Origin of the sequence: Faecousia intestinalis (assembly GCF_040096185.1) — a bacterium.
In the GTDB taxonomy this organism is placed as follows: Bacteria; Bacillota; Clostridia; order Oscillospirales; family Oscillospiraceae; genus JAZOXB01.
The window spans coordinates 1-3298 of the sequence record NZ_JBBMFF010000089.1; the positions used below are offsets into that span (position 1 = coordinate 1).

At 63.5% G+C, this 3298-nt stretch carries 3 protein-coding genes; 1 reads left to right on the forward strand and 2 read right to left on the reverse strand.

Annotated features, from left to right (window positions below):
• Window positions 1-405: 405 nt before the first annotated feature.
• Both WMO66_RS01595 and WMO66_RS01600 read right to left on the reverse strand, forming a co-directional pair.
• Window positions 406-1662, reverse strand: a complete 1257-nt coding sequence (locus tag WMO66_RS01595; protein ID WP_349134663.1) for a S1C family serine protease — start codon at window positions 1660-1662, stop codon at window positions 406-408.
• 93 nt (window positions 1663-1755) lie between these two features.
• Complete coding sequence (locus tag WMO66_RS01600) at window positions 1756-3036, reverse strand: L-cysteine desulfidase family protein (protein WP_349134664.1); 1281 nt, start codon at window positions 3034-3036, stop codon at window positions 1756-1758.
• Between the two features lie 42 nt (window positions 3037-3078).
• Between WMO66_RS01600 and WMO66_RS01605 the strand changes: the two genes are divergently transcribed.
• Window positions 3079-3298, forward strand: a 220-nt coding sequence (locus tag WMO66_RS01605) for a hypothetical protein (protein ID WP_349134665.1), incomplete at its 3' end; no start/stop codon positions are given.

The window sequence follows — 3298 nt, forward strand, 5'->3', positions numbered from 1 at the left end:
GGGGCCTCGCAATGACATGACTGGGACATTTGACACGCCGGGAACCGTCTGGGAGTCTCAGACTGTCAAAAAGCCCCGCGGGGGCCGTGGCAATCTCGCAGGACTGTTCTGAATTTCAGGAAAATCTCGGCGAATTCGAAACATTTTACCAGAGATTCCCACGTCGCTTCGCTCCTCGGAATGACAAAGCGGAGGCTCTTTGCCATACCGAGGATACCCCGACGTTTTCCCCTTGTCTTCCCTCCAAAACCTTCGGCTGGACTGGTTTTTCGACACCCAGACGCAAAAACGAAATGTACCGCCCGGCAAGCCGGACGGTACATTTCGAAGAAAAGAAAGAAAGAGAGAGAAAAAAAGAGAAAAAGCATGAAAAAGAGAGGGATGCGATCTATGGAAGACATCGGATCAGGGCCGGGGACTGTCCTGCTCGGACGGCTCCAGCGCATTGGCCGATGTTGTTGGCTCTTCGTTCTGCACCGCATCGTCCTTGCTGTCAAACACGATGGGCAGGCGGAACGTCTTGCCGTAGCGCTCGATGGTGAGCGTCGCGTGCTGGCCGCCGCGGTAGTGCCGCAGCGCCGCGCTGAGGTCGGAAAGCGTGCGCACGGTGTAGTCATCAAGCGCAAGGATAAAGTCGCCGTCGCGCAGGCCCGCATGGGCGCCGGCGGAATCCTCTGTGACATCCCGCACCTGCACCCGGCCGCTGCGAGCCGTGTTCGTCGAATAGACCGTGCCGACCATCACGCCGAGCTGGGCGCGGTTCGGCACGCGGCCGTATTCCCGCAGCTCCGAGAGGATCTCGCGGACGTCGTTGATGGGGATGGCAAAGCCGATGCCCTCGATCGTCGCGCCGGTGACGGTCTCGCCGGAATATTTCGCCGTCGTCACGCCGACGACATTGCCGCGCAGGTCGAACAGCGGGCCGCCGGAGTTGCCGGGGTTGATGGCCGCATCGAGCTGCATCATGCGGATGGATGGGCCGTCCAGATCGACGTCGCGGTCCTTCGCGCTGATATAGCCGACGTTCAGGCTGTAGTCCAGGTCGCCGAGCGGGTTGCCGATGGCAGCAACCTCCGTGCCGATGCGCAGCCGGTCGGAATCTCCGAGGCGCGCGTGGCGGTAGCCGCTGCCGTCGATCTTCAGCAGGGCGATATCGCTGTCCTCCTCATAGCCGAGGAGCTTTGCCGTGTGCTCCGTGCCGTCATACAACGTGACGGTGAGCTGCGTGCAGTCCTTGACGACGTGGTAATTCGTCAGGATCTCGCCGTCGCCCGTGAGGAGAACGCCCGAGCCGGTGCTGGCCTGCATGGTGTCCTTTCCATAGAGGTCCGTGACCGCGCTGAGGTTCAGCACACCGACGACGCAGGGCGCATAGCGCTCATAGAGCTGCGTCGGGGTCAATTCTCCCGCAGTCGAGGCCACACGCGCCGCGGAAGGCTCCGCGCCCGTGCTCTCTGCCCCGGATACGGCCGTCTGCTGACCGGCCGGCCGCATGGCCGCTCGCTCGCGGCCCTGCAGAAGCAATCCCGTCGCCGCGCCTCCGGCGATTCCGCCGAGCAGGGCGCAGCATACAGCGAGAGCCGCCAGCCGCAGGTGCTTCCTTCGTTTGCAGGCCAATACCGGCTCGCCTGCACTGGAGTCGATGCGCTCGTTATGCTCCATGGTGTTCAGCTCCTTGCTGTGCTCGTAGTATACCCGCCTGATATGTCCAAATTATGACGGACCGGAAAACGATTTTTGAAGGAACGCGGGCGTTCAGCTGCAGCGATCCTGCATGATATCGAGGATCGTGCGGTCCGTCTGCCGCATGCCCTGCTGCGCCAGCACACCGACCTTGGCGATCGTGTCGTCAACATTGCTGCCGACGATGCCCTCGCCGTGGCGGAATTCGCGGTGGTGCAGATACATGCGGTAGCCCATGATGCCCGCATCCACGGCAGCGGCGATCTTGGCCGCGCAGGACGGCTTCGCGCCGTCGCAGATGGTGCCGGAGAGGATGGCCACGGCGTTGACGACCGTGTGCGCCACGGCGTCATAGTCGCCGCCGAGCAGGTAGCAGATGCCCGCGCCTGCACCGACTCCGGCGGAGATGGCCCCGCAGTAGGCGGAGAGGCGGCCGATGCCGGTCTTCTGGTGGACGGTGACAAGGTCGGAAACGGCCAGCGCGCGGTAGAGCTGCTCGCGGGTCGCGCCGATGTGGCGGGCATAGGCCACGACGGGCATGCAGGCCGTGATGCCCTGATTGCCGGAGCCGGAGAGGATGACGACGGGCATTTCGCAGCCGCTCATGCGGGCGTCCGAGCCCGCGGCCGCATAGGCCTTGGCCCGCTGCTTGATATCATCCCCGTAATCCTCCAGTAAAATGCGCCCGATCTGCGCGCCCCATGCGCCGCGGAGGCCCTCCTCGGCAATGGCGGAGTTGCAGCTGACCTGCGGCTCCAGCAGGGGCAGCAGGTCCTCGAGCGGCACCTCGGCCGCAAAGCGCAGGATGTCCGCCACGTTCAGCAGGCTCTTGTCCGCGCGGTGCTCCTCGGCGGAGTCCACAACGGGCAGCTCGCGCAGCACCTCGCCGTCGCGCTCAAGGCAGACGATATTTGTGTGATGGTTCGTGATGCGCACGCGGGCCGTGTGGCCGCCGCAGCTGCCGCGCAGATCGATGTCGAGCTGGCAGGGAGAGTGGCTGCACGAGACGGAAATAACCACCCGCTGCAGGTAAGCGTCCAGCTCCGCAAGCTGCTTCTCCGTCACGGCGGAGATGACCTGCAGGTCGCGCGCCGCGTCGCCCGCAACGAGGCCGACGGCAATGGCGGGGGCAATGCCCTTGCGCCCGCCGGTATTCGGTACGACGACGCTTTTGACGTTTTTCAGAATGTTGCCGCTGACGGCGGCGTCTACCTGCTCGGGCAGAGCGCCCAGCAGCTCCCGAAGGGTCGCGGCGCAGTAGGCAATGGCGATCGGCTCCGTGCAGCCGGTCGCCGGGACAAGCTCTTCGCGCAGGATGTCAAGATAATTCTGCAGGATCGACTGTTCCAGCATGTTGCCAGCTCCTTATATCGGTATTTGGGAAACGCCTGTGCAATGTTTACTAAGCTAATGATATCGTATTTTGCCGAAAAAGGCAAGAAAGAAAAACCGGTTCGGCGCAGGGCCTGGTGCTGCACCGGCGATACGCACAGGCTGCCGAAAAAAACGTACAAACCGATTACGTCTGCAGCGGCGCTCAGGGAGCGCCTTGCAAGCTGCAGGTTTGGTGGCACTATCGTCGACCGCACCCGCCTTGTAGGGGAGCGGCATGCCG

What these genes read in the sequence shown, in the direction of transcription:
- WMO66_RS01595 (WP_349134663.1), bottom strand. Translation starts at nt 1,662, where the DNA reads ATGGAGCATAACGAGCGCATCGACTCCAGTGCAGGCGAGCCGGTATTG.
- WMO66_RS01600 (WP_349134664.1), bottom strand. Translation starts at nt 3,036, where the DNA reads ATGCTGGAACAGTCGATCCTGCAGAATTATCTTGACATCCTGCGCGAA.